Origin of the sequence: Pseudosulfitobacter pseudonitzschiae (genome assembly GCF_900129395.1) — a bacterium.
Lineage (GTDB): Bacteria > Pseudomonadota > Alphaproteobacteria > Rhodobacterales > Rhodobacteraceae > Pseudosulfitobacter > Pseudosulfitobacter pseudonitzschiae.
The window spans coordinates 39,370-64,361 of the sequence record NZ_FQVP01000015.1 but is presented as its reverse complement, the minus strand read 5'-3'; the positions used below and the strand labels follow the sequence as shown (position 1 = coordinate 64,361).

Below are 24,992 nucleotides of genomic sequence, written 5' to 3'. Positions count from 1 at the left end.
TGGCCTCCTGCGCCCAGTACCAGGAACCGCAGGCCAATTGCTTCACCTTCCTGGCCTCGACAGCCCCTGTCGCGCCTGATTGCACCTTCACGCCTATAGATGCGCCGGAGGGCGACATTGAAGTCTAGCCTGCCTCATATCCTCGCGTTTTGCCTGCTGCCCGGTCTCGCCTTGTCTCAAGGCGTGCCGACCAATGACAGTGGGCTGACCGCGCGTGATATCGTCGAGACCGGCGATCGCGAGGCAGACTTGGCTGTTCAGGCCGACAAGCTTGCAGTGCGCGAACTCATCGCCGAGATCGAACGGGAGCAGCTGGAAACCCTCCGACGCATCCTCGATGCCCAGACCAGCTTCGGCGGTCAGGGATTGCCGGCTATAGTCTCGGGGCTGGAAAGCGGCAGCGGCGATCCCGACCGCGCCGTAGAAGCCGTCTATGGCACGGGCGAGATCGATCCCAATCCCGGCGGTGCGCAGATGTTCGGGGACGCGTCTGAGACCATCGAGCAACTCATCATCCGCGTGGCTCAGGAGACTAGCGGTTTTGCGGGTGTTGGCCGCGCAGGGCTCTCGCCCGTCCAGTGGCGCGCGTTGCTGCAAGCGCTGATCTGGCAGGAAAGCCGATTTACGATTGAGGCACGGTCTCCCGTTGGCGCTTATGGTCTCACCCAGATCATGCCTGGCACCGCCAGCGATCTCGGCATCAACCCGGAATACTATGACAGCCCTTACCTGCAGGTGCATGGCGGCGCGCGCTATCTCGCGACCCAGCTCAACACATTCGATGGCAACATCATCAACGCCCTCGCGGCCTATAACGCCGGACCCGGCCGGGTTTTCGAGTATGGCGGCGTGCCACCCTTCCGCGAGACCCAGCACTACGTGTCGGTCATCCCTGAACGCTACAATCTCTATCTAAGCCGTATCGGCGGGATCGAAGCGCTTGGCACGATCGATCCGGCGCTTCTCGCCAATGCCAACCTCTCGATTACGGGTCATGGGGCAGCGTTCTACGGCTCCAATTCCCCCGCCGCGATCCGCCAAGCCGCCCTGCGCATCTCCGACATCGTCACGCGGATTTCCGAAACCGAGGACGTGCAGGAGAGCGTCGCGCTCAACACCTATGCCCGCGCCGAACTCGTGCGTCTCGTGGCTGCCCGCATCCGGCTTCAGGCCGCCCGCACCCGCGTGCTCTCCGCCGAAGAGCTGGCCCAGGCCAGCGCCCGCATGGCCGAAGGCGCGTTCATGGATTTTACGATCAGGGAGATTGAATGATGGGACGGAAGTTTCTGAGAGCGGCCTTGGCCACAACGCTTGGGATTGGCCTGCATCTGGGAGCCCTCTCCCCTGCCACAGCGCAGGGCGTGCCCGTCGTCGATACCCAGAACATCGCGCAAAACATCCAGCAGCTCCGGCAGATGATCGAGGACGAGATTCTGCAAAACGAGCAGCTGACGCAGCTCCGCGAACAGCTTGCCACACTCACGGATCAACTTGCGGAGCTGCAAAGAACCTATGAAGCGCTGACCCGCCTTGCCGAACTGCCGGAGATCATCCGCACGGAAATGGAAGATGAATTGAACGGTCTGCTCGACCAAGAATTCGGCGACATCCTCGCGACGATTGAGGCGATCAAGACTGGGGATTTCTCGGGCCTCTCGGGCTCCGGCGCAGGCGAAATCGAAACCCAGATGGACCGGGTGCTGGCCGATCTCGGCTTCGATGAAGACACGCTCTCGGAAATGGCCACCAGCGGCAATCCCGGGGCCAACCGTGTGGCCACGCAGGCAACAACCGGCGCACTCGTCTCAGCCGCCGCCCAGAACAGCTATGAAGATGCCGGCCAGTCGCTCGAGCGGGTCGACCGCCTTGTCGGGCTCATCGACGACATGGAAGAGCTCAAGCAAAGCGTCGATCTCAACACGCGCGTGACAGCTGAATTGGCCATCGCCCTCGTGGCAATGTGGCAGCTGGAAGCGATTCAAACCGTGGGCGATGGCACCGGCGGCGTGATCGATGCCGCCACCATCGCCGAAGAGCAGCGCTTCATGGATTTCACCTTGCCCGAGCTGCGGGCCGAGTGATTGCGGGGTGTGACACGTGGCGAGTGAACAAGAAATCATCGAGGAAGAACTGGTCTATGGTGCCTTACGCCGCGAACGGCTCTGGCAACGCGTTGGCCTGATGGGCCTTGTCTTCGGTATCATCGGCTGTCTGAGTGCCGCGGCTGTCTCGATCCTCGATGTCGACCCGCCCCCCGTCGTTGTCCCCTATGATCCCGCCACCGGCTTTGCACTCCCCGAAGCCTCGGTGGGCGCCTCCTCGGTGACCGCCAACCAGGCGATCATCGAGGCGGAGGTGTTCCGCTATGTGACCGACCGGGAGGTCTATAACCAGCTCGACAACGATCTGCGCATCCGCAGCGTCCTGCGCCGCTCGGACGGAGCTGCCGAGAGCGGGCTGCGCCAGATCTGGAACAGCGCCAACGAGAATTACCCGCCGACGGTCTATGGCCCCAATGCTCGGCTCGACGTGGAAATCCTCAGCATCAACCGGATCGGAACCAACCGCGCGACGGTCCGCCTGCGCAAGCGCCTGACGTCCATTAACGGCACCCAGACCGGCCTCTTCACTGCGACGCTTCTCTTCGAGTTCCGTCCCGAAACCCGTCGCTCCATCGACGAGGTCTGGACCAATCCATTTGGGTTTACCGTGCGCGAATATTCCATCCGCTCCGACAGATTGGAGAATTAGTTTGATCAATAGGTTCTTTGTTGCTGCCATATTTGTTTTGCTGCCCGGCCTTGCCTTTGCCGAAGCGATCCCGCGCGGTGGTCCAAATGACAGCCGGGTGCGGCTGGCAACATATCAAGAAGGTCAGGTCTACCGCCTCAGCGTCTCGCTCACCCATGTCACCACCATCGAGTTTGGTGAGGGCGAAAGCATCCGCTCGATTATCGCGGGCGACACGGAAGGGTTTGAGATCGATGGCGTGCCCGGTGGTCAGGCATTTGCAATCAAGCCCGTCGCGCGCGGCGTCCATACCAATGTGACGGTCTACACGAACAGGCGCAGCTACTATTTCAACGTCGAGGAGGTCCGCAGCCCAACCTTCTACGTGGTGCAGTTCCGCTATCCGGAGGACGATGCGCGCCCGACCCGGGCCATCGCGGCCCAAGCGCCGAACTACAACTACGGTGCCAGCGCGCGGACCGAGTTCACGCCAACCCGCATCTGGGATGACGGGACGTTCACGTATTTCGCCTTTCCAAGAAACGCCCCTGTGCCAGCGATCTTCCGCTACGCGGGCGGCCGTGAACGTACGGTCAACACGCAAACCCCTGAGGACGGCGTGATCCGCGTCAGCGGCGTGAACCGCCAATGGGTCCTGCGACTTGGCGAAGAGGTGGTCTGTATCGAGGCGATCCCGCCCGCGGAGGCCGCCTCATGAGCGATACCGGGAACACCGAGCTGGAAAAACGCCTCGCCGCCCTTGAGAAAGGCAGTGCCCGCGCCCCCATAGCGGCGCAGCGCCGGTCGCCCCTTCTCGCGCTGATCGTGGTCCTCGTCATCGGCGCGGGTGGTGCCCTGCTTTATCTCCTCTCACAGCCCGACGAAGAGGAAGCCTTGCCGACGGCCACCCCGGACGTCTTCCAAAACGAGGGGGACGGCTTTGGCGCCATCGAGACCTTGCCCCCGCCCGAGCCCGAGGTTGTGTTCGTCGGACCAGACCCCGTTGAGCCCAATGCCGAGCTTCTGGCGCAGATCACCGCCCTGCAGGCCCAGATCGAGGAGTTGCGCAACGCCCCTGAACCAGTTGTCGAGGAAGACACCGCCGCCGCAGAGGCAATTGACGCGCTGACTGCTCAGATCGCGGCGCTACAAGCCGCCTCGGAAGCCGCACAGCAACGATTTCAGGACGAACTGACGGCGCGGGATCGCAGCCTTGAGCAACTCCGCATGGATCTGGAACTGGCCCAACTCGAGTCCAGCCGACCCCAACCCGCTCCAGCGGGCCCCACGGAAGATGAGCTGCGCGCACGCGAGCAAGAGCGACTGCGCCGCGAGGAAGAAGCCCGGCGCATGGCCGAGCTGGAGCGCCGCGCCGCGGAGGAACGCGCCTTCCAGGAGCGGCGCATCGCCTCGCCCACCATCGCGTTTGGCGGCACGTCCGGAGCGAATGAAACGGCTCTGACCGAACGCACTTTTGGCGAGGTGACGGATTTCGTGCTGAATGGTGCGTTGCCCTCCACCGTGACGCAGGCCGAGGTGATCGCCAATCCCTCCAACACGATTCTACAGGGCACCATGATCCAGACCGTCATGGAAACTGCCCTTGACAGCTCCCTGCCCGGCCAGACCCGTGCCGTGGTGTCCGAGGATGTCTACAGCGTCGATGGCGTGCGCCTCTTGATCCCCCGCGGATCCCGTCTCGTCGGGCGCTACCGCGCTGGCGTCGATATCGCGCAGCGCCGCGTCACGATCGCCTGGGACCGGATCATCCTGCCCGACAACCAGACCGTCCAGATCAGCTCCTTCGGAGGTGATGAACTGGGCCGTTCCGGTGTCACCGGTTTCGTGGACACACGCTTCGCCGAGCGTTTCGGGTCGGCCGCCCTGATCTCGCTGATCTCCGCAGCACCCAGTGCCGCCGCCTCCGAAGTCCAGGATGAGACTGCCGCCGACGCTCTCGAAGACGTTGGCGATGATCTGGCAGATGCCACGGACAGCGTCATCGGCGACTATCTATCAATCGGCCCCGTCATCTATGTCGACCAGGGCGCCCGCGTCACGGTCATGGTCGACCGCGATCTGGAGATATTCTGAGCCCATGTCGCTGAGCTATCTCGAAACCTCGCTCGACCGGATCGACGCCGCCGCTCGCGACGATGTCATCGAGATCTGCATCAACCCTGACGGCACCTGCTGGGGCGAATTCCAGGGCGATCACTTCATGCGCGCGCTGGACCAGAGGCTGACCGGCGTTCAGGTCAGGGACCTCGGCAACCAGATCGCCTCATCGGCCAATACTACGATGAGCAAGGACCGCCCCATCGTCTCGGTTTCGATCACCTACAAGGGGCGCCCGATCCGCGCACAGGTCATCACCCCGCCCGCCGTGCTCTCGGCCATGTCGATCAGCCTGCGGTTCTTCTCAAGCCTGCCACTCGAGGGCATTGCGCTCGATTTTCTCTACGGCAAGGAACGCAAGCTCGAAGATCTGCGCGTGGAAAAGAAACGCGCCTTGCGTTCGGTGGTGGCTGCGGGCGTGATCGATGATGCGCTGGCCTTCTGCGTCGAAAACAAGCTCAACATGATCGTCTCGGGCGGCACCTCCACCGGCAAGACCGTGGCCGCGCGCAAGATCCTCTCGCACGTTCCGACCGAGGAACGCATCGTCACCATCGAAGAAGCCGCCGAGCTTCTGCCGACCCAGCCCAATGCCGTGACCCTCATCGCCAATCGCGACGCGGAGTTCCAAACCGCCGATGTGCTTCTCACTGCGACGCTCCGCATGCGCCCCGACCGTATCATCCTGGGCGAGGTGCGCGGCAAGGAGGCCATGACCTTTCTGGAAGCCATCAACACCGGCCATGGCGGGTCCATGACCACGCTGCATGCCGAAACCCCGCAATTGGCCGTGCAGCGGCTCGCGATCGCGGCACTCAAGACCGAAATCCCGATGACCTATGCCGACATGATCCAGTACATCGAAAATTCCATTGACGTGATCATCCAGGCCGGTCGCCATGACGGCAAACGCGGCATCACCGAATTCTACCTCCCCGGCGCAACTGAGATTGGAACTTCCCCATGAAAACCTTTGAATATGACATCCTGTTCTTTCCGGTGAAGAAGCAAAAGGACTACGACGAGGTGCGACGTGCTTTGAATGAGCGCGGCGCGGAAGGGTGGGAGGTTATCACCGCCGAAGCCGGCGACTACGGCTACACCACTTTCTTGAAGCGTGAGACTGGTACAATGAAGACGGCATCGGAATGACACGGGCTATTGCAGTCGCTGGCCTGCTCTTGATCTTTGGCACAACTGCTGGCGTAGCCGAGCGGAACCTGATCCCGACGCTCGACAACCACCCAAATGTTTGCCCAGACCAGCCACCTGAGCCGAAGTGGATGCAGAACATCAATGTGCGCGAATCCTATAAGCGCCTTTTGATCCAACAGATATATCGGGCTCAAAGTATGGAGCGTGTCGTAGACTCGCAAAACTGCGACTGTCCCACACGGTATCCAACTTGGGAGGACGCCGTACGCTTCTACACAGAGCGCTATGCTTCATCTAAATACTGGGACGTTGTCGAAGCGACGTCCGAATACCGACGACAGGCAAATGAACTGCGCCGCGCCGCCATGCCAATCTGCGTAGCAGCTGGCAACTGGTAGCAATCCATGAGTGTCGTCACCTACTTCGTGGAAACGTCCGAAGGGTATCTAGATACCGCTGCCGAAACTCAGTTTGGTGCGGTCGCAGCAACGGTCGGCACGTTGCTGGTTCTGGGCACAACACTAGTTGTCATTCTGGTCTTCATCAACATGATCTACCAGTATCGCGCCATGGACGGCCGAACTGCCTTTTGGCTGGCCGTGAAGGTCGGACTTATAGGGGTCTTCGCGGCCAACTGGGTCCAGTTCAATGCGCTTGCCTCAGCAATACTGAACGGAATTGACAGCATTGCCGGGGCACTTGTGGCTTCTGTCGGCGGCGGATCACCTGGTCCGTCCGGTACCTTTGCAGAGGAATTTGACGAACTGATTGCAGCGCTCGGGGACTATCTGAATGCTGCGGGATCTGAGCTGAACTGGATGGCGGGTGCCTTGCTTGACACACTTGGGGTTCTGCTGCTCTCGATTCTTGGCGGGTTGGCGGCGTTCATTGTTGTGGCGTCCCGGCTCATGATCGCTCTGCTAATTGGCATTGCGCCAGTGATGATCTTCTTGACCCTGTTCGAGGTGACCAAGGATTATTTCGCGCGCTGGTTATCCGCGCTCATTTCATTCGCGATGTATCCGATCGTCGTCGCCGGAGTGTTCGCGACGATCACGGGGGTCTCTCGGGCGCTTCTTGCCGAGCTTGGCGACCCGGAGGGAGCCTCGAACATAGGGGCCCTTATCCCATTTTTCATGATGGTGCTGATGGCAAAGGGTTTCATCATAGCAACGCCTTTCTTGGTTCGGGCGATTTCCGGAAACATCATGATGCCAGCACTCTCAGCCGGGTTCGGGGGAAGCTATGCCTTCGCCAGAGGGCTTGCAGGTAGCCAACAAGTTTACAATCGCTATGCCATCGGTGGCGCAACTGGGGCTGAATACGCAGCCCTTCGAGCGCGACAATTCTTCGGCGTGCAAGCCTTGCCGAGCCGGCCAAATACTGCTGGAGGGCCAACTGCGGCTCGTCCGGGTGACGCAACCGGAACAGGCGCCCGAATGCTGGCACAGCTTTCGAGACTTGGTAGGTTGGGCAGGCGGTGACAGCCAGGTGCCAAAAACTTGCCAAAACTGCAAAGGTTTCGCCGCGGGTTTTTGTCATTGCTAAACGGTTGATCCCTCGCGACACAAGGCACGTGGCCAAACACGACCGTTTCTGCCACAGGCGGAATCGACAATTTTAGCACCGTGCCACGGCCCTGCGCATCGCCCGATTGCCAACTGGCTCAGGCTCTTCGCCGGGGTGTTGCCCTTCACCTTTCCAGTCGTCTGACCAAAGCCAATCTTCGAAATAATAGAGCCAAAGGTAAGTCCACGGAATGATGGTTTGGTCGATCCGCTTCCGCGCGTCCCATTCCCTGGCACCTGGAAGATAAAGACAAAGGCGCAGCGGATCTCTGTAGACGTGAGGCAAAGGACGCCCTGCCGCCAGCAACTCCAGATCCGGGTCGTCTATCTGAACACCGGGCGTTTGACCCGGCTGAAGCGTGATAGTGGCAAGGTAGGAGCGCGCCAAGGCGGTCGGTTGTATAGGCTCTTGCCATGTCAATTTGTTTGCGCGGACCTGCCCCACACCACTGATAGCCGGGCTTGCCTTCAGGAACAGCAGCTGCTGCGACAGGGTCAGGTCGTATTGCCCGCCTCGTCCTATCATCAATCACCGAAGAACGTATTTGTGGGCACGGTCGTTGATGCTGCGACCTTCGATGTCGTCAGCCCGACCACAGGTGCGACAGAAAGCAGACCCGATTTGCGACCATCCGACACCGCATTGACGCGGTTGCCGAGAACCCGTCCGGTGACACCGGAACCGAACGAACGCTCCATGTTCAATGACACACGGTCCTGACCAACAGCATCGCGAAGGACTTCAAAGTCGGACAGAGCTTGTGCGTGCCACGCATAGAATGCTGGTGCCCGGCGTTCATCCTTGTTCCAATTGTCGGCGAAGTTTTCCCCGTTGGTTGTCTCGTTCAGGATGGCATAGCCCCGCCGTCCGTCCAGAATGGGGCGGTCGATGAAGTGCGGCATCATCCGGATCGTTTCGACCAACAGATCCATTTCGTCATGGAAGACGTGGTTGCGCACGCAATAGGCATATGACTGCATCGCAAGGGTGGTAATGATAACGGAAATCGGGGCCACGTCTTGCGTGTTGTTCTGATAAAAAACGTCGCGGTGCCGTTTGAGCAATTGCACGATGCGGCGCAGGATGCCTTTCACTGCTTCTCGGACGGGGAACGGCTCCACCGTCGCCTCGTCCCGCTGCATGGCGATAAACTTGCCCACAAAGGTAGGCCGGAGTGCGGCGCGCTCATCGAACAGGGTCTTGTAGGCCCGCGGGTTTGTCGGATGCCATTCCTTCAGAGCCCGGTCGGGCACCAATTCGCCCCGGTTGCCGCAGACCGGGTTTGCTATCGTCGGGGATAGGTCGAGGTGGAAGTCCCCCGCATAGTTCAGACGCCAACAACGCTTTTTTTCTTCGAGAAGGCGCACATAGGTGGCGTGTTCCTTGAGCCGGTTTCCAACCGCCGCCTTCAGGGTCGCTGGTGAGATGCCGGACGCGATACCTGCACAAAAGCAGATCAGATCGACATCGAATTCCCGCCGCCCGATTGGCTTCACGGCCGTTCCAAGCGCACTGGACCCTTGGAGATAGACCAGAACACTGACGAGTAGGGGATCAGTTGAACCGGACAGCCAGTCTCCGACGGCACCATAGCTCTGGCGCGCACGATCAAACTGGGTTTCGGTGAGGTCCAGATCCTCGCCTATCTCGTCCAGGATGGTGAATATCTGCGTGCGCCGCCGAATATCACTGTCGGTCAGCGGCTGTCGCAACATCTGATTCATGCCGCTTTCTCCTTGAGTTGATAGACCGGCACGAAGGTATCGGCAGGCTGGGTGAAAAAGATCGGGGTCAGGTGGGGCTTTGCTTTTCGGGCTTCTGACATACCGAGGCCCTTGAGGCGGCCGATCTTCGTGGTGTCATCCAAGGTAAAAAACCCGCTCGGGACAGACGGCGAAATGCGGTAGATGCGATCCCCATCGTAAGGGTGTCCCGTCAGAAGTTTTGCCATGCCGAGGGCGCCATGTGATTGCCCATCCGCGTAAAGGTTGAGGACTTTGAGGCCGAGTCCGGCAAACCCTGGACTTTCGGGCAGCATGTAGACTTCGTCCAGACACCCCAGGCTCAGAATGCGCAGGTCTGACGGATGCCACCCCAGAAGAGTGATGGCTTCGACGACAGCAATGGCTGTGGGATTGTTGGCCCATGTCCCGCCATCGGTCAGGCCAATATCATCAGCAGTGCGATGTCGCTTGAAATACGTAGGTGCCGCTGCCGTAGACAGGGCGGCATCAAGCGCAGTCTTGCGATAATCGGTTTGCAGGCGTGTGTGATGCGCGGTCTTGTAGATATAAGGGCTGCGGAGATCGGCATCCCACGCCGGGATCACCAACCGGGTCTGTGATTGCCCGATCAGATCGTTGTTGAGAACGGCCTTGAGTTCACGGGCAAGAATTGCCGCATCGTGCTTTGGACCGACTACGTGCCGACCTGTGGCGGTGAGGGTGCGCCATGCCTGCCGTATCCTCCCCAGCGGTTCATCATCCGCATTGTCCTGACCGAAGATGACAGGCCCGCGACGCTCGTAAAGCTCGAGCAGTTCCTTTGCCGTGCGGCCGAGGCCAAGGCCGAGTGCGATGATGCCACCCGTCGATGTGCCCGCGATGAGATCGAAATAGCGCCCAATGGGCTGGCCCAGATCTTCCTCGAGCCCCGCGAGGAATGCAGCGGGCATCGTGCCCTTAATCCCGCCCCCGTCGATGGAGAGGATGCGACGTATCTGCCTGTTGTTCCCACCGTTGCTCATCCTGACATCCATTCCGCTTATGCCCTTCAGCCTTTCGGCGGATACGGGTCCTTGCCATAGGTGTTGCGCTCGCGGATGCGACCGTTCTCGCCGTGGATCAGCATCTCGCTGCCCTGACGAATGGCGGATTCCCGCGCGGCCGTGATGGCCTCGCGCTGCGTGCCGTGGACGGAAGACGCGCGGGAGTTACCCGCCCCCTTCACTGCCCAACCGCTTTCATGCGGCACAACATGCTGATTTTTCTTAGACATTTCAAGCCTCACATGTCGATTTCGGTTGACGATGCGAAAACCTTGTGTTTAAATATACAGGAAGAAATGGCGTTTATCAACCACAACAATAACCGCCGGGAGAGGATCATGTTCGGACAAAGACTCAGGCTTGCCCGCAAGCGGGCGGGTCTATCCATGCAAGCGCTCGCGGAGCGCGTAACCCCAAGCGTGTCAGCGCAGGCCATCAGCAAATACGAGGCGGACAAGATGATGCCGTCCTCGTCGGTGCTGGTCGGCCTCGGCAAGGCGCTCGGCGTGTCACTGGACTTCCTGCTCGGCGGTCAGGTCGAAGCTCTGGAAAGCGTCGAGTGGCGAAAGAACTCGACCGCCTCGGCGCAGGATCGCGCGATGGCGGAATCCATCGTCATCGAGAAGCTCGAAGACTATCTCGCCATCGAGGACATCCTCGATATGCACCCCGCTGAAGACCCCTTCGCCGCGCTGCGCGTGGAAATGGTGGCCGATGAAGAGGCCATCGACGCCAAGGCGCGGGACGTGCGGCGCGAGTGGCAGCTTGGGATCGACCCGATCCCGAGTATGACCGCCCTGCTCGAAGACAAGGGACTCAAGGTCATCGAGGCCGATCTCCCGGAACGCATCAACGGGCTGGCCTGTCATGTCGAACGGGCGGAGGGCGCACCGACTGAGGTGATCGTCGTCTCGCGGCACACCAATGTCGAACGCAAGCGCTTCAACCTCGCCCACGAACTCGCGCACCGGATCATCACCGAAACCGGCAATGCCGCACTGAAAAAGGAGCCCTCGATGCACCGCTTCGCGGGGGCGTTCCTCATTCCGCGTGAGCATCTGGAAGAGGAAGCTGGCCGAAACCGTCACGGCATGACCTGGATAGAGATCATGCGGCTCAAGCGCACCTATGGCGTCTCCGCCGCCGCGATGCTCGTGCGGCTCGGCCAGGTGGGCATCCTGTCGAAGAGCGCTGTGGAATATGCGTTCAAGACCTATGCGCGAAGCTGGCGGCGCGAGGAGCCGGAGCCTATCGGTCCAGGCGAGGGCTTTGCGGCCTTCGAGAAGCCGCAGCGCTTCGAGCGCCTCGTCTGGCGCGCACTCGGCGAGGAGATGATTTCCCCCGTGCGGGCGGCGCAGATGCTCGGGCTCCCCTTGAGCGTTGTCGAACGCGACATCAGGGGGCCTCGTGACCAGTGACCTGTGTTGTCGTCAATGATGCGTCCTGTCTGATCGACTTGAAGAAGGGAGAGTTGCTGCACGTCCTGCTGCGGCTGCCCTATCGCTTCATCGTGCCCCTGCCCATCCGTGAGGAGGAGCTGCTCGATTTCACGGCGCAGGAATGGCGGATGCTCGAAGACGGTGGCCTCGCCACCTACGATCTGCCGGGGGAAGAAGTCGCGCGGGTTTTCGCTCTAAAGCGGGAACATAGCCGCCTGTCGGCCAATGATTGCTTCGCCCTCGTGACGACAACCTGCCAGGAAAACGGCATCCTCCTGACCGGCGACAACCTTCTACGCAAGGTCGCCACCGCTCGCGCGGTGCGCGTTCATGGCGTCCTCTGGATCATCGACGAGCTGCACGCCGCCGAAGCCTGCGATGTCGGGCTTCTTGTCTCCGCCCTGCAAATCTGGCGGGCGGATGAGGCGGTCTTCCTACCCCCCGCCGAGATCGACAAGCGGCTGCGCCGTCTCGGGGCATAATCTGAACAAGGTGGAGATGGCTGGACCCTGCCCACGACGTTCCGAGCGAAAGATCGAACGGTCATGCAAACCAGCCCCTTTTTTCGGCGTCAAAAAGCATCGTTTGTGACATTCAGCGTTACGGAAGCTACGCGCAGGTCGCCATGCCCGCCACCCTATCGCGCAACCAGCCTTTCACCATCCTCCTCTCGCAGCATCGCTTCCATGTCGTCCAAGCCATCGACTGCAGAGCGCATCTGCGCCTCATCAGCTACGCTCGCTGCCTCTGCATCGGCGACCTGGCTTCCAAAATCCATCTCCATCTGGCGCTGTTCCTCGGCGATAACGGTTTGAACGACAGGCGCGGTCTTTTTTGGAGCGACGTCGGTTTGCTTTGACGTTTGGCTGCCAGCATCTTGGTGTGCGGTCTCCACAACGGCGTCAGACCCACCTGGTCCGTTCGAAGGCGGAGTCATCGGCATGGCGCGCACGCTCAACGGGAGATTGCCCTGCGATCCCCCTCCCCCCGGCTTCGGAAACGGCAACTCGCCTGATTGCGCCGCGTGGATCGCCTTGAAGAGCCGGTCGTCAAAATACTGGATCCGTTTGGCTCGGACCGGCATTTGCGCGTCGATCACCATGACGATCTCATCGAGCGGTAGGCGGCGCGCTTCATCTTCAGGCAACAACGAGCTCTCTTCAGTCCGCGTGGATTGGCTGCGGCCCTCGAAGGGGTTCTTGCCGATGGACTGGGACCGCGTGATGACGGTCTTTGTGGTCTTTCCGACAGCCTTGCTGAGCTCCTCGACCGTTTTCTCATCCGAGGGCGTCAGGTAGAGCTTCACGCCCGCATTCCCCTGCAAGGCGCGGCGTGTGTTCTCGCCATAGATTTCATCGAGGGCGGGGATGGTTTGCGTCACCACGGCGAGGTGGCCACGATAGGTGCGGAGGGTCTCGATGCTCTCGACCACGATGGGCATTTTGCCGAGGCGGTTGAACTCATCGAGCATGATCATCACTGGCCACGGCTCATCCGGTCCGGGGTCCTTTTCCTGCATGGCCGAGAGAAGATCGGAGAAGAAGAGCCGGATCAGCGGCGCCAGAGGCTTCACCATGAGAGGCTGGACCACGAGATAGACCGAAAAGGGCTTTTCGCGGATCGTCCGGAAATCAAAGTCCGACACGGCCGTTGCCTCATCAATCGCCGGGTTCTGCCATTGGTCCAGCCCCGAGGTCATCAGAAGCGAGACGTAAGACGTCAGCGTATCGTTATTGGTTGAGGCCAATCGCGTGAAGATCAGTTTGGCGGCCCGGTTGTCGACTTCGTGGCCGCGCGCGAAGTATTCCTTCTGCTTGTTCCCACCCGAGGCGGCGATGCGATAGATCTCGCCGAGGGTCGGGCGCTTGCGCTGGAAGGCCAACAGGCCTGCCGCCACGAAGAGATCGATCCCGCCCTTGAGCAGCCCCTGCACCCGGTCATTGTCGCTTTGCAGGAAGAGCGTCGCCAGGAGCTGCAGTTCCATCTGCTGGCGGGCAGGGTCTTTCAGTTCGAAGATGCGCAGAAGCGGGTTGTAGCGATGCGTGCGCTTGCCCTCCCAATCGGTGGGGGCAAAGCGATAGACCTTGTCGCCTTGGGCGGCGCGATGCCGGGCCGTGGCCTCAAAGCACTCGCCCTTCACATCGAGCGTCACGGCGGAGCCTTGCCAGGTCAGCAGGTTCGGAATGACAAAGCCCGTGGTCTTGCCGCGGCCCGTGGGGGCCACGATCAGCGCATGGGGGAAGACCTTGGAGCAAATGTAATTGGCGCGGGAGCCCGGCGTCCCCAGCTTGCCGAGGATGAACCCGGTACCGGGTGCCCCAAAAAACCCGTTGGCCTTCATCTCGCGCGCGGTCTGCCAATGGGTCTGGCCAAAGCGTGTGAGGGCCGATCCCGACAGGGCGAGGCTCAACATCAGGCCGGCAGCCGCGAAGCTGCCGATGATCAGGTGGATGAGTTGGGCGTCCTCCGGGCGGCGATCGAGGATCGCCATGTAGTTCTGCGCGATATAGGCAAAGTCGATCTCGGCCCCGAAGCCAAGGTCCTGATAGGTCAGCACGGCCGAAGCGATGGTATAGCCCATGGCTCCGGTCACAAGTGTCACCAGCAAAACGCCTGTGGCGATCCGTGCTTTGCCCATTGAGGCGCTCAATGGACCTGACCCCGCTCAGTCTCGCTGTCCAGATCAGCGGCGCGATGCCGTTCATATTCGGTGTCAGCCAGATCATCGACCACCTGGCGCAAGGCCTCCGTGTTGGCCGTTGCTGCATCCGATTGCAGATAGACCTTGGCGACATAGAGCCGGTCGAGGCGGTCCTCGAGAACCTTGTCCAGCGCATCGGCATCGCCGGATGTGAGCCGATCGAGTTGGCGAACGTCCAGCACCCGCGCGATCTCGTCGCGAAAGGCGTCCCGCTCCGCCTCGGTCTCGAAGGGCGCGGACAATTCCCCGGCCCGCTCATGGTCCAGGACACGCGCAATCTCGTCTGCTAGGCGGTCGGCACGGCCAGACTGCGAAGCAGTTTCATCGCGGGTTGCGAGGATGTCGTCGCGCGTGCCAACCCCAAGCCCGTCGCGCATCTCGGTTTCGCGGCGGACCTGATTGATGGCCTCCGTGTCCCGGATCTCGACGACGGCCGCATAGGTCGCGCCGAGCCCGCGGGCGAGGTGGGACGGCATGTCCGGATAGCGCGCGCGCAAGTCATCCGTGACAGCATCTGCAACGGGCGTGCGGAGGTCGCGTCCCGCTATGATCTGGTCGACTTCGCGGGTGATCTCGCTGGCGCGGGCCGCATCGGTGATGGTCTCCCTGTAGGGCTCAGACCGGTCGATCACATCCCCGGGGCGTGCGAGCAGCTCCGGATGTGCCTCGAGATACACGCGCTGCTCCGTCTCGATCCGGCGCTCTGCCCGCGAGACCACCTCCCAGTCCCGGTCCTCGATCTGCTGCGCTGTCAGGCCATCTGCGCGCATCTCCTGACGGATTGTCCCTTCCATCTCCCGCACCGCGCCCTCATGATAATGGAACTGCTCGCTGACCGGTTCCGCTTCCATGACGCCATCCCGGCGCAGCACGTTCTCGCGCTCCAACAGCGTGCCAAGTTCCACATGCACGTCATTCAGGATGTCACGCGCCTGCTCCAGATCGGCACGGCGTTCGAGGTTCAGATCCCGCGCCTCGGCCACCTTTGAGAGATCATCTGCGATCCATTGATGCTCAAGTGCTGCACTCGAGGCCCCGGTCTCGATCCGGGCCACAACTTCCGATGTGCTGATCCCGGTGCCGTGTAGTGCCGCGTCAATGCGCGATCTCAGGTCGGGCTCGGCCAGACGCTCGCGCTGGTTGGTGTCGATATTGGCTTCGGAATAGATCCCGCCCTCCGAGGGGGTCTCTGACAGCGTGGATGATCGCAAACCGAGAGGCTGCATGTGCTGGACCTGCGTCTGGATTTCGATGAGACGTTTTTCCAGCACGGGACGTTCCGCGTCAGATTTTTCGGCGATCATGCCCTGCACCCGCGCGAGCTTTTCCGCATAGAGGCTTCTCAGATCCTCAAAGCTTTGATCCTCGGCCATGTACACATCTCCTGTTCGGTCCACCTGCCCGCCATGCGCCAGCACCTCGCCCGCGCGGAAGAGTGCCGCGGCAATATCCTCGCGGGCCTCCCGGGAGGCCTCCGCGGCAAGCGAATGGTAGACGGTCCTGGTGTTGGCGATCTCCGCCAGCGTCCGCGTCAGGTCCTGCCCAACACGTTCCCGCTCGCGGGGCGCGCGGCCCTCTTCTTTCGCCGCATAAACCTCGCGGGTAGGGGCGGGGTAATGCACGACCCCGCGATCCACCCGGCGCGTGGCTTCCAGGCGCACGCCATACTTCTCCGCCTCCTCGACCATGGCGAGGCGGAAATCGTCGTAGTTGAAGCGGTGGTTGCGCCCCAGAAAGAAGAACTCGCCTTCCTGCGAGCGGCGGTTCAGCACCAGATGCGCATGCGGGTGATCGCGGTCCTCATGCACCGCGATGATGTAGTCGAAATGCCCCGCGTCAGTCTGGAAGAACCGCTCGGCCACATCGGTTGCGATGTCGCGCACATCCTCCCCGCGCGTGCCGATGGGGAAGGACATGAGCATGTGGGTGGTCTGTCCGAGCTTGGGCTTGAAGCCCGCATCCCACCGCTTGCCAAAGCGCTCGGTGAGGTCCTTGATGTCGCCCGCCTCGAGCTTGGACTTGCCATCCAGAAACCCGCTACTGTCCACGATATGGGTGGACTTGGTGGTGAGATAATCGAGCTGATTCATCAGCTGCGATTTGTTGTGAGTGCCCCCGCCCCGGATCGCCTTGAAGACCGCTGGCCGGTGCCCTGCTGCCGCGCGCACAAGCTGGGTCTGCTTGGCCACGTGTAGCCCCTGCATCGAGCCCCGGATGCGGCTCCAGCCGTCCCGGAAGACCTCGCCCGTAACGGTATGGACGGCATCATTCAGCCGCATGGGCAAACTCCCTCAAGGCGGCTGTGGCCTGCAGCTGCATCGCGTCCCGACGGCGGCGCAGGAGCAGATCGATCTCGTCAGCGGAATCCAGGATGAACCGCGCCAACCCGCGCATCTGGGCAAGGCGCAATTCGGTGAACTCGGCACGCGTGCCTCCCCCGGCCCCCTGCCCTTGCCGGTTGGCCAGCGTCATCTGCTTGGCGATCTGCGCGACCCCATTGCCAACCTCGTGCAGAGAGGCGCGGTAGCGCGCCATCTCTGCTGCCATCTGCGCGTCCGGAACGAACACGCCACCCGCCGCCTGAATGAGCCGCCGCAGCCCCTCGGCCCGGCTCTCGATCCCGGCTGTCGCCAGCACCGCGTCAAGGGCTGCGAGCTCGGCGGTGGTCACCTTCACACTGACTGCAGAAACAGGAACGCCCGTGTCCGTCTGGCGTTCGACATCAGCTTTCAGGACGTACCGCACGGCCCGTGCCGTCACCCCGAACTGCGTCGCCAGAGCGGTCGTCGACACACCCTCCGCGGCCTCGCGGACGATCTGCATCTTCTCGATCTCTGTCAGGCGTTTTGTTCGGGACATGCGGAAGAAAGACCCCCTATTTCCTGCCACCTTCCACCAAGGCTGCCCCCACCTTACGATAATATACCGATCTGTCAATTATATACTTACGTCGCATTCAGGCTCAGGCAGCCTTGGTGTCCGCTTCACGCCGCGGCCCGCAGGGACGCGGCTCTGCCGCCCTCACCACCGGGTGCACCACCTGTCCTAGGGGTCCCGTCCACCAGCCCCGCCCGAGGGTCTGGCCGAACGCGCATGTGTTCGGACGGAACCGCGGGCGGGCGCAAACCCCACCGACAGGGCGGACAGGCAGGGTCAAGGAGGGCCAGATTTGGCTTGCCAAATCTCTGCCGCAAAAACCGGGAGGCCCTGGCCGATAGGTTTTTGTGGATGGCCCCCTTGAGGCTGACTGGCCGGTCTGTCGCGGCCAGACTATTCCGGGGGAAGTGCGTCCGTTGAATGCGCAGCGACCGGCAGCTTCGTGAGGTCGCCTCCGGCGATCTGACCGCCGGACCCGGCATCCCTGAAACAGGGATCGGGCCGCCCCCGGATCGTCTTGGGGCGGCCCATCCTCGTGAGAGGATTCAGTCCTGGGGATCCTTCGCGCTCGGCGGGAACATCACCAGCTCCGAGACCGCGACCGGGAAGTCGAGCTTGAGGCTGAAGAACTCCGAGCCATCCCCGTTGCGGGTGTTGCGGAACATGGCGCCCACGCGTTGGAAGCGGGTGCGCTCCTGACCATCGGTGTCGGTGAACTTGACTGGGACGGTGGCGACGTAGTGGTTGGTCATTTGGGTTACTCCTTGTTGCGATGGGGATCACCCGGCACGGGGGCAAGGGGCCCGGTCGCAAGTGCAAATGCGGAGGGTCCGCGGCGCCGCCGTGGAAGCCGTATTTGTGCTTGCCGAAGCGTGAGCTGAGGGCACGAACGGGCCGACCCCGTGCGATCCACATCGATGAGCAAAAAGGAGTGATCCGGATTTGTACCGCCACTTTGAAGTCGCGATCGCACCCGTCGATACCGATCTGAGGTGGCTTGGTTCGTTCTGATCCAATGCATCTGGATAATGATCCCTCACGCTCACCACACGGCGGGTCAGCAGCGTTCAGCCGCGAGCGAAGATCGTCGTCGGTGTCGGGTGAGTGCCCCTGCTATCGGCACCAAGGTTGAGGGGGTGGGGGACAGCTGGTGCGGCCACATTGATATGGCACGGCCAAACCTTCAGCGATGAGCGTACTGCCCACGTCCCGACCGTCAACGAACAACGAGCCACAAAACCGCCCGAAATTGCATCGATCCGTGCCTTCAGTCCCGGGCCGGCAGGAACAGGCCACGCGCTCAAATTCAATTGACGCCGCACCCCGCACCAATTGACCAAGACGCGCTGTTGCCTGTTCCCCGACCTGGCGCTCTGCAGTGCAGGATGGTCTCCATGTCTCAGGCGCGTTAAACCCGACGAGACGCACGTTCGCTGTCATGCCTCGAATATCAATCGTATCACCATCAATGATCCGTACATCGCTGGCTCGAAGCGACCGGTCTTGCGAGGCGGGTCGCTCTGCAGGTGGCGCGACCGGCGATAGGAAACTGGAAGACATCCAGCCCACTCCCAAGTTAGACCGAATTTGGGTCCATTGCCCTTCATCGCGAAGCATTTCGACGCGAGTCCCTTCGCTCAAGACGCCCATCACAGCGTTCGCGGTAGACGGCTCAGAACGTTGGTTGACACGCGTCCCTGTCACATAGACGTAAGTGGTGTCTGTCGTTTGCGATGTGGGAATTGCTGACGGACTGTAGGGCGTGGATCGCGAATTCGACGTCTCAAACACTGATCCAACCAATGCGAAGAACCCGACAGCAATAACCAGCGGCACCATGATTTGGCGTTGAGCCTTGCGCACAGCACGCCGAGGTGCGGTGATTGCGCGGCTCACGGAGATCGGACGAGGTCTCGCCTGAACGGCCCTGGATCTGCGCTTTGGTGGTGGTTTCGAAGTGCCGTCGTCGGCAGCTGCCCTCGTCTGGGCCGGTTTTTCCCCTTCCAGTTTCAGGACTTTGTGCAGGCTGGCGTACTGAGCTTTGCTCAGGCGAGTCTCAGTCCCGTGACGCTCAAACCGTTCAGCCATGTTTGTGAGAAAAGACACTTCCCAATCGTTTGTCTGCCCGGACCGCAAACGCGCATCAATGCGTGATTGGATCTCTTTGGTGCGTTCCGGAGAAAAGGGCATCGAGGAAAAACCTGTTCGGGTGTTGAGCTGCGCAACAAATGTCTTCTGCCGCACGGGCACATTAAGCTGTGATTGCATCGAGATACCATCCAGCCATTCCCAAAACCACATTGGCCGTGTTGCACTCATCAAGACTTTTGCTACCCGTTGCTGGAGTTCGCTGCGACACCCCTGAGGTTCGCAAACATTTGAGAAACGACGAAAGGGCCGCCCGAAGGCGACCCTCTATGCTCACGTCTCCGCGGTCTTCTTCGCCGGGTCCGCAACCCGCATGACCGTCAGGCCTTTCGCTTCCGCCTTCTGCCCGAGGTTCAGCGCCACCCCGTTGCCGCCGAAGAGTACAACCCCCGTCGCCGCGAACTTGTCGTCCAGCATTTCGTCGTTGCACTTGAACGGTGCCGCACGCCCATGAGCGGACCAGCGCGGATCGAAGCGCGCCTGCGCGATCCCGCGTGCCCGGGCCCACCGGGCCGCAATCATCTCGGCCCCGTGCTTGCCGCCCTTGTGGCAGAGGAAGATCTCCTGGTTGCGGTTCTGCCTGATCCGTTCGCGAACCTTGTCGAGCGTATTGAAGATCACATCGACATCGGTCCAATCGGTGGCGCCTGAGACAATCAGGGGCACCCCCTCGACTTTCGACTTCTCGGCAGTCTCGCGGTCGTGCTGTTCGAGGAGCTGTCGCGCCTCGAAGACGGCCCCGGTCTCTTGCGCCCGAATGCTCGCGCGCGAGCCTGCCGCCGGGATGAAGGCGTGGCCCGTCTCGATCTCGTAGCATTCCGCCGCCGCCTCGCTCATCACCTCGATGGCGCCGACGATCTCCCGGAGGTGCAGAAAGCGCGCCTGCGCTTCTTCGAGCGCGGTCTCGGCGATCTCCGATCCGTCGTGGGATTTTGCCAGCGCGCCGATCTTGTCAGCGGTGCGGTCGACCTCCTTGCTAAGCACCACTTTCCGGCGCTGCAGGATCGTGGCGAGCCCATGGGCCAGCGGTTCGATCTCTGCTTCAAGCCCGGTCCCGCGCAGCTGACCGAGCAAAGCCTCGAAGCTCTCGCGGATGATGTGGTCGGTCAAGATGTGATCCTCGGGGATCGGCAGCTGCGCGTCCTTCTCGGTCAGTCCGAAAAGCTCGATGGTCTCGTAGGTGTTCGCATTGTCATAAGCCATGTCTGGTCTCCATATTCGGTTGTGGAGCCACCACGTGAGTGTGGGGGCATGGCCGAATGCCTGGTTTCCGAATCTGCCCGGGTCAGGGACGGCGCAGCCGCCGGCTTGCCGGGCGCAAAAGTTTTCTGCGCGCAGCCCCCGACACATGCGCGGCCTCACGCACGGGACTGCCCCGCGCCACAGGCCCCGCCCTCGCCGAAAAGTTTTGCGATCCTTGACGCGGGCTGATTTGGGGGCCATCCGGAGGATATGCTTCCGCACTCATGTGTGTGTGTTTTGACGGTAGGTTTGCCCGACCCGAGCAGGCAAAAGGCCCGACCGGACGCGGGAGACGGATGAAGCGGCGGGATCGTTTTGCCCCGCAAAACAGACCAGAGCGCAATCCGGCGGAGCGGCCGGGGAGGGACGTGCTCGCGAGGCGGGCAAACCGGGATGCCGGGTGCGACGCCGCGGTGAGGCCGCATGGCCGAATGCGCGACGGACCGAAGGGCCGTTCTCCCCTGCGACACGCGCAGCCGAGCAGGGGAGGCCGACAGGCTGGGACTCAGGTCGATGGTCGAGTGCACAAAACCGACACACTCCGCATGCAAACCGTGCAAATTGTCTGGTCTGTTAAAGGGTTCGGATGTAGAAAAGACCCTATCAACGCTGAAAATGATCATTCAGAAAGAGCAGTTCGACTTTGGCTTCCGCCCAACAACTCATCGGTCTCGTTAAGAGCCACGCAGAAGGGGACGCTGATCGTTTTTACGATCTGGCGATGCAACTCTCGGCGGCCGAAGAGCAGAAGGGACACACCCGGCTGGCTGAACAGTTGCGGCAGTGGGCTGAAGCGGGGCAAAAGCCGCCAGCAAAGCGAACCCCTGCAGTCACCCCTATCGCAACGCCTCGCGGCGATCTTGCAGAGTTTCTTGCCGCGTCTTATCCGACGGAGCGACTCGTCGATGTAATCTTACCGGATAGGATTGGGAGTGAACTGTCGCATCTCGTCTTCGAGACACGTATGCGCGAAAAGCTCGAGGCAAAAGGCCTGAAGCCACGGAGGCGCGTTCTCCTCTCCGGTCCTCCCGGCACCGGCAAGACCCTGAGTGCTTCAGCACTGGCCGGGGAGCTGCAGTACCCCCTTTTTTCGGTCATGCTCCACGGTCTAATAACGAAGTTCATGGGCGAAACGGCGCAGAAATTGAAGATGGTCTTTGATGCCATCAAGACGACACGCGGTATCTACCTGTTCGACGAAATAGACGCTTTGGCTGCGGCCCGGGGCGGTGAGAACGATGTCGGCGAAGCCCGGCGGGTTTTGAACTCATTCTTGCAGTTTCTGGATGAAGACACAGGGCCTTCGATCGTCGTCGCCACTACAAACCTGCCGGGAATTCTTGACCGCGCTGTGCTGCGCCGCTTCGATCTCGTGTTGCCCTATGTGATGCCCGACGGTCCTGCTATCCGGCAGGCACTCGAACGCCGCCTGATCGGTTTCTCGTTCAATCGAATAGGATGGAAGCGGGTGACGGATGTCGCCGCAGGCCTCTCAACGGCCGATATTGTGGCGGCGGCGGAAGATGCCGCGAGACGTGCGGTTTTGAATGATACTGACAAGATTGCGACACAGGATTTGCTTGACGCCCTCGAACGCCGACGGTCGCTCCAAGATTTAGGGACCAATGACAATGGCGCGAGACCTTCCGCACTTCCACCTTCGCAATCTCGGACAACCTCGCCCATTCCAAGCAAAGGGCGGGGGCGGTTCCAAAAGACCAAGTGATGTCCCCAATCGCGCTGCGCACGCCCAAGCGCTGCTTCAGGCCATCGACGCGTTGCCGGATATTCCGGCCACTGAGCTTCCCGGCGTTTATCTCGAAATCAGCTCCCGTATCGACGAGCGCCTGAAAAAGGATAGCCTAGATGCCAGTGGCCTGATGCTTCTTCGCATCGAAGATTTTCCTATTCCAGGTGGCGCCCAAGAGCGTGCGACGGTGTTTGCAACAGCCAAGGGTATTGAGAACCTGCGCAAGAAGGTCGACCAGTTTCGGACGGAAGACACGCCTGATCGCGAGAAAGATGGTGAATTCATCCCGGGCCGACCAAAGAATGCAGACTTGGTTCAAAGCGTCGCTGCCATTACGGAAGCGGGATTGCGTGCCCTCTGGCGCAGCCCGCCGGGCAAGTTTCCCGCGGCGGATATTGCGGCAGTCTGGGAGGTTTGGCTCGAGCCCCAAATGACCGAGGCCTTCGTTGCAGCAGCGCCTAACTATGGTGTGACTGTGGGCGCGGATCGGCTGGAGTTTCCCGAAGATACAGTGGTGGTCGTCCAGGCCGATCGCAATCAGCTTGCCCAAGCCGTCCGGCGACTGGGTGGCGTACGAGCACTTGCCGCTCCGACAATCACTGCAGATTTCTTTGACGGCTTGCCGGTGGCCGAACAGGCACAGTGGGTCGATGAGCTTTCAGGCCGGACCACCTATTCGGATCACCCCAATGCTGGCTACGTTACGCTCCTGGATACTGGTGTCAGTCGGGCGCATCCTCTGATTCAGCCGGCGCTTAGCGTGGATGATCGACATGCCGCAAATCCGGCTTGGGGATTGGAGGATGTGAAGGGCCATGGAACGCAGATGGGAGGACTCGCGCTCTTTGGCGATCTGACGCAAAAACTTCATCAGGCGAACCCAGTTATGGTCATGAACCGTCTGGAATCCGTCAAACTCCTGCCAGATGCCGGCATGAACCCGCATCATCTCCTAGGCGCGGTGACCAAGCAGGCGATCAATGCGGTCGAACAGGTTGGTCCCCGACGCCGTACTTTCACCATGACGACGACGACGGGTGAGGACACGCCGCACGACGGTGCCCCGACCTCGTGGTCGACGGAAGTCGATCAGCTTGCCGCCGGTGTTTCAGGTGGACTCAGACAGCAGCGCTTGGTGCTGGTTTCGGCAGGGAATACCGACAACTTCACCTTTGGTGCCGGAAACTACCTCGACCGATGCGATCACGAAGACAACGAGATCGAGTCGCCTGCCCAAGCGTGGAATGTTTTGTCTGTTGGAGCCTTTACCGAGAAGACTGTACTACCAAACGGAGACCCGGCCCAAGCGCTTGCACCATTCGGCGATCTATCGCCAGCTTCGAGAACTGCATCGTGGTCGTCCCATTGGCCGAACAAACCGGACGTTGTCCTTGAGGGCGGAAACTGGGCGCTAAGTGCCATGCCTCCGCCAATGCGGCACGGATGGTTATCGCTCCTTTCGACGCACCATAATTATCCGGTCCGATCTTTCACATTCACCTTCGACACCAGCGCTGCGACAGCGCTTGCAGCGAAGGATGTAACGGAACTCTGGTCGGATTATCCGACACTTTGGCCCGAGACAGTCCGTGGTCTCTATGTGTCTTCCGCGCGTTGGACTCAGCAGATGCGAGCACATTTGCCGGCCCAAGCGAACAAAGGTCATTACATGCCGCTTTTTCAGCGCTATGGATTTGGCGTTCCGGACATGGCCCGTGCCCGCCGCAGCGCGTCGAACGCGCTGACACTCATCGTGGAAGACACGATTACACCCTACGGAATCTCCGAAAAGACCGGCGGTGATGTCCACAATGAGTTGAAGCTCTTCGCCCTACCCTGGCCCGTTGAGGCTTTGCGCGCGCTCGGCAATGCCGACGTTACCTTGCGGGTGGCGCTAAGCAGCTTTATTGCTCCAAACCCGTCAGAAGCCTCACGCGGCGTTCGTTATCGCTACGCATCCCACAATCTGCGGTTCCAACTCAATCGCGCCGGCGAGAACGAAGCCCAATTCCTAGCTCGGATCAGCAAGGCGGCCGAACAGCCCGACGGTCCCGCAAACGACGAGGATGATCTTTGGGACTACGGTAGCAATCGGCGCCATGTCGGATCGCTGCACATCGATCAACTGACTTGCAAGGCATCAGATCTCGCAAGGCGAAACTTGTTGGCCGTTCACCCAGTCACCGGATGGTGGAAATCCAAAAAGCTTCTCGCTGAAGGTTTGCCTTCTGTGCGCTATGCATTAATCGTAGAAATCGATGCGGAAGGGTTGGATACCGAACTCTATGCCGAGGTTCAAGTAGCTGTCGAAGCCCTAATTGCCGCTCAAGCGGTTGTGCAAGTTTGACTCTATTGGAGACGCTGTGCAGCGCTTCCAATCTAGACAATACATCTACATCGGACCGCCTCATGCAATCGCCATTCGATCGCTCGACTGACCCAGGCATGAAAAAAAGGGGAACCGTGATCCCACGGCTCCCCTTTGGGTTCAGATCA

General features: G+C 61.0%; 21 protein-coding genes. 12 read left to right on the top strand and 9 right to left on the bottom strand.

Annotated elements, in window-relative coordinates; genetic code table 11:
- Positions 1–117: 117 nt before the first annotated feature.
- From BUC08_RS23100 to BUC08_RS23060, 8 genes are all read left to right on the top strand, one after another.
- Positions 118–1,272 carry a lytic transglycosylase domain-containing protein gene (locus BUC08_RS23100; protein ID WP_174861788.1) on the top strand — a complete coding sequence of 385 codons (1,155 nt, stop codon included), beginning with the start codon at positions 118–120 and terminating at the stop codon, positions 1,270–1,272.
- Entirely contained in the window at positions 1,272–2,081 is an 810-nt protein-coding gene (locus BUC08_RS23095; protein ID WP_037932089.1) for a type IV secretion system protein, read from the top strand. The genes BUC08_RS23100 and BUC08_RS23095 overlap by 1 nt, the downstream gene beginning before the upstream one ends.
- 16 nt (positions 2,082–2,097) lie before the next feature.
- Positions 2,098–2,751 (top strand): VirB8 family type IV secretion system protein, encoded by a 654-nt coding sequence (locus tag BUC08_RS23090; protein ID WP_037932084.1) that lies wholly within the window; start codon positions 2,098–2,100, stop codon positions 2,749–2,751.
- Between the two features lies 1 nt (position 2,752).
- Complete coding sequence (locus BUC08_RS23085) at positions 2,753–3,448, top strand: TrbG/VirB9 family P-type conjugative transfer protein (RefSeq protein ID WP_058320090.1); 696 nt, start codon at positions 2,753–2,755, stop codon at positions 3,446–3,448.
- Positions 3,445–4,824: a TraB/TrbI/VirB10 family type IV secretion system protein gene (locus BUC08_RS23080; protein ID WP_073194569.1), complete on the top strand. Its 1,380-nt coding sequence runs from the start codon at positions 3,445–3,447 to the stop codon at positions 4,822–4,824. Before BUC08_RS23085 ends, BUC08_RS23080 begins: the two co-directional genes overlap by 4 nt.
- A gap of 4 nt (positions 4,825–4,828) precedes the next feature.
- A complete protein-coding gene (locus tag BUC08_RS23075) occupies positions 4,829–5,815 on the top strand; it encodes an ATPase, T2SS/T4P/T4SS family (RefSeq protein WP_037930773.1) in 987 nt (328 codons plus the stop codon).
- The gene (locus tag BUC08_RS23070) at positions 5,812–6,000 is read left to right on the top strand and encodes a hypothetical protein (protein ID WP_036562870.1); all 189 of its coding nucleotides are present in this window, start codon (positions 5,812–5,814) and stop codon (positions 5,998–6,000) included. Before BUC08_RS23075 ends, BUC08_RS23070 begins: the two co-directional genes overlap by 4 nt.
- A 407-nt stretch (positions 6,001–6,407) precedes the next feature.
- Complete coding sequence (locus BUC08_RS23060; protein ID WP_009815563.1) at positions 6,408–7,487, top strand: TrbL/VirB6 family protein; 1,080 nt, start codon at positions 6,408–6,410, stop codon at positions 7,485–7,487.
- Positions 7,488–8,096: 609 nt separating this feature from the next.
- Here BUC08_RS23060 and BUC08_RS23050 read toward each other — a convergent pair.
- From BUC08_RS23050 to BUC08_RS23040, 3 genes are read right to left on the bottom strand one after another with little or no spacing between them, the layout of a single operon-like run.
- Positions 8,097–9,296, bottom strand: coding sequence for a nucleotidyltransferase domain-containing protein (locus BUC08_RS23050; RefSeq protein WP_009815561.1), 1,200 nt, complete (start codon positions 9,294–9,296; stop codon positions 8,097–8,099).
- Positions 9,293–10,318 (bottom strand): CBASS cGAMP-activated phospholipase, encoded by a 1,026-nt coding sequence (locus BUC08_RS23045; protein WP_224769625.1) that lies wholly within the window; start codon positions 10,316–10,318, stop codon positions 9,293–9,295. The genes BUC08_RS23050 and BUC08_RS23045 overlap by 4 nt, the downstream gene beginning before the upstream one ends.
- 26 nt (positions 10,319–10,344) lie before the next feature.
- Positions 10,345–10,569 carry a DUF2188 domain-containing protein gene (locus tag BUC08_RS23040; protein WP_009815559.1) on the bottom strand — a complete coding sequence of 75 codons (225 nt, stop codon included), beginning with the start codon at positions 10,567–10,569 and terminating at the stop codon, positions 10,345–10,347.
- Here BUC08_RS23040 and BUC08_RS23035 point away from each other — a divergent pair.
- Together BUC08_RS23035 and BUC08_RS23030 are read left to right on the top strand one after the other, a co-directional pair.
- Positions 10,549–11,757 (top strand): XRE family transcriptional regulator, encoded by a 1,209-nt coding sequence (locus BUC08_RS23035; protein WP_224769626.1) that lies wholly within the window; start codon positions 10,549–10,551, stop codon positions 11,755–11,757. The genes BUC08_RS23040 and BUC08_RS23035 overlap by 21 nt on opposite strands.
- Before the next feature lie 53 nt (positions 11,758–11,810).
- Entirely contained in the window at positions 11,811–12,260 is a 450-nt protein-coding gene (locus BUC08_RS23030; RefSeq protein WP_224769642.1) for a PIN domain-containing protein, read from the top strand.
- A 155-nt stretch (positions 12,261–12,415) separates the two neighbouring features.
- On the opposite strand, the gene BUC08_RS23025 is transcribed toward BUC08_RS23030, so the two are convergent.
- The 6 genes from BUC08_RS23025 to BUC08_RS23000 form a co-directional block, all read right to left on the bottom strand.
- On the bottom strand, positions 12,416–14,416 hold the full coding sequence (locus tag BUC08_RS23025) for a type IV secretory system conjugative DNA transfer family protein (protein ID WP_037930785.1): 2,001 nt from the start codon (positions 14,414–14,416) through the stop codon (positions 12,416–12,418).
- An 8-nt stretch (positions 14,417–14,424) separates the two neighbouring features.
- Positions 14,425–16,758: a relaxase/mobilization nuclease domain-containing protein gene (locus tag BUC08_RS23020; protein WP_037930790.1), complete on the bottom strand. Its 2,334-nt coding sequence runs from the start codon at positions 16,756–16,758 to the stop codon at positions 14,425–14,427.
- Positions 16,745–17,338 carry a helix-turn-helix domain-containing protein gene (locus tag BUC08_RS23015; protein ID WP_037930792.1) on the bottom strand — a complete coding sequence of 198 codons (594 nt, stop codon included), beginning with the start codon at positions 17,336–17,338 and terminating at the stop codon, positions 16,745–16,747. The genes BUC08_RS23020 and BUC08_RS23015 overlap by 14 nt, the downstream gene beginning before the upstream one ends.
- A 563-nt stretch (positions 17,339–17,901) precedes the next feature.
- Positions 17,902–18,108, bottom strand: a complete 207-nt coding sequence (locus tag BUC08_RS23010; RefSeq protein WP_007120662.1) for a hypothetical protein — start codon at positions 18,106–18,108, stop codon at positions 17,902–17,904.
- Positions 18,109–18,469: 361 nt separating this feature from the next.
- The gene (locus BUC08_RS25270) at positions 18,470–19,195 is read right to left on the bottom strand and encodes an SH3 domain-containing protein (protein ID WP_224769643.1); all 726 of its coding nucleotides are present in this window, start codon (positions 19,193–19,195) and stop codon (positions 18,470–18,472) included.
- Between the two features lie 582 nt (positions 19,196–19,777).
- The gene (locus BUC08_RS23000) at positions 19,778–20,707 is read right to left on the bottom strand and encodes a DUF2493 domain-containing protein (protein ID WP_037930798.1); all 930 of its coding nucleotides are present in this window, start codon (positions 20,705–20,707) and stop codon (positions 19,778–19,780) included.
- A 682-nt stretch (positions 20,708–21,389) separates the two neighbouring features.
- On the opposite strand from BUC08_RS23000, the gene BUC08_RS22995 reads away from it, so the two are divergent.
- Together BUC08_RS22995 and BUC08_RS22990 are read left to right on the top strand one after the other, a co-directional pair.
- Positions 21,390–22,472, top strand: coding sequence for an AAA family ATPase (locus BUC08_RS22995; protein WP_037930801.1), 1,083 nt, complete (start codon positions 21,390–21,392; stop codon positions 22,470–22,472).
- Entirely contained in the window at positions 22,378–24,843 is a 2,466-nt protein-coding gene (locus BUC08_RS22990; RefSeq protein ID WP_224769628.1) for a S8 family peptidase, read from the top strand. Before BUC08_RS22995 ends, BUC08_RS22990 begins: the two co-directional genes overlap by 95 nt.
- The last annotated feature ends 149 nt before the right edge of the window (positions 24,844–24,992 follow it).

What these genes read in the sequence shown, in the direction of transcription:
- BUC08_RS23095 (WP_037932089.1), top strand. Translation starts at nt 1,272, where the DNA reads ATGGGACGGAAGTTTCTGAGAGCGGCCTTGGCCACAACGCTTGGGATT.
- BUC08_RS23080 (WP_073194569.1), top strand. Translation starts at nt 3,445, where the DNA reads ATGAGCGATACCGGGAACACCGAGCTGGAAAAACGCCTCGCCGCCCTT.
- BUC08_RS23075 (WP_037930773.1), top strand. Translation starts at nt 4,829, where the DNA reads ATGTCGCTGAGCTATCTCGAAACCTCGCTCGACCGGATCGACGCCGCC.
- BUC08_RS23070 (WP_036562870.1), top strand. Translation starts at nt 5,812, where the DNA reads ATGAAAACCTTTGAATATGACATCCTGTTCTTTCCGGTGAAGAAGCAA.
- BUC08_RS23060 (WP_009815563.1), top strand. Translation starts at nt 6,408, where the DNA reads ATGAGTGTCGTCACCTACTTCGTGGAAACGTCCGAAGGGTATCTAGAT.
- BUC08_RS23050 (WP_009815561.1), bottom strand. Translation starts at nt 9,296, where the DNA reads ATGAATCAGATGTTGCGACAGCCGCTGACCGACAGTGATATTCGGCGG.
- BUC08_RS23045 (WP_224769625.1), bottom strand. Translation starts at nt 10,318, where the DNA reads ATGAGCAACGGTGGGAACAACAGGCAGATACGTCGCATCCTCTCCATC.
- BUC08_RS23035 (WP_224769626.1), top strand. Translation starts at nt 10,549, where the DNA reads ATGCTGATTTTTCTTAGACATTTCAAGCCTCACATGTCGATTTCGGTT.
- BUC08_RS23040 (WP_009815559.1), bottom strand. Translation starts at nt 10,569, where the DNA reads ATGTCTAAGAAAAATCAGCATGTTGTGCCGCATGAAAGCGGTTGGGCA.
- BUC08_RS23025 (WP_037930785.1), bottom strand. Translation starts at nt 14,416, where the DNA reads ATGGGCAAAGCACGGATCGCCACAGGCGTTTTGCTGGTGACACTTGTG.
- BUC08_RS23020 (WP_037930790.1), bottom strand. Translation starts at nt 16,758, where the DNA reads ATGCGGCTGAATGATGCCGTCCATACCGTTACGGGCGAGGTCTTCCGG.
- BUC08_RS23015 (WP_037930792.1), bottom strand. Translation starts at nt 17,338, where the DNA reads ATGTCCCGAACAAAACGCCTGACAGAGATCGAGAAGATGCAGATCGTC.
- BUC08_RS23010 (WP_007120662.1), bottom strand. Translation starts at nt 18,108, where the DNA reads ATGACCAACCACTACGTCGCCACCGTCCCAGTCAAGTTCACCGACACC.
- BUC08_RS25270 (WP_224769643.1), bottom strand. Translation starts at nt 19,195, where the DNA reads ATGGTGCCGCTGGTTATTGCTGTCGGGTTCTTCGCATTGGTTGGATCA.
- BUC08_RS23000 (WP_037930798.1), bottom strand. Translation starts at nt 20,707, where the DNA reads ATGGCTTATGACAATGCGAACACCTACGAGACCATCGAGCTTTTCGGA.
- BUC08_RS22990 (WP_224769628.1), top strand. Translation starts at nt 22,378, where the DNA reads ATGGCGCGAGACCTTCCGCACTTCCACCTTCGCAATCTCGGACAACCT.